The following is a 592-nucleotide window of genomic DNA, read 5'->3' as shown; positions in this document are numbered from 1 at the left end:
GAGACGTTGGTGCGCACCACGGGACTCTTTACGGAGGATCGCTGAATGCACCATTGCTTCAGCCACTTCCAGACTATGGCCGATTTCAATCGCGTACAGCAGGTCGGTATTAAAGACTTTGCCTTTGTCTTTAATGCTGATTTTCTTATAGCGTGCTTTCAGCTCAGCCAGTTTATCAACGGTCTGTTGCATCAGATCTTCCTGACGGTAGATGCCACAACCGGCTTCCATGGCATTGCCCATTTCAGTGCGGATATCGGCCCAGTTTTCATCGCCTTCTTGATCCATAAGAGATTGAATGCGCTGTTCGACCGCTTTGACCTGCGCCTCGATGGCTTTATCATTCCAACCTTTGAATGTTTCAACGCGTTTCACTGCATGTTCACCGGCAACGCGACCAAAAACAACCAATTCAGCCAGTGAGTTGGAGCCGAGACGGTTGGCACCGTGCAGTCCGACGGAAGAGCACTCACCGACGGCAAACAGGCCTTGGATGCGCGTTTCACACTGACCGTTGGTTTCAATCCCACCCATGGTGTAGTGCACAGTCGGACGGATTGGGATCGGCTCCTTGACCGGATCGACATTCACA

1 protein-coding gene is annotated in these 592 nt (G+C 51.7%); it reads right to left on the bottom strand.

Annotation, left to right across the window (positions count from 1 at the left end; genetic code table 11):
- On the bottom strand, positions 1-592 hold a 592-nt coding region (locus AC55NX_RS20785), incomplete at both ends, for an FAD-binding protein (RefSeq protein ID WP_496997460.1).

The organism is Vibrio rubrogenes (assembly GCF_059641415.1).
This window is presented reverse-complemented; position numbering and strand designations above follow the sequence as displayed.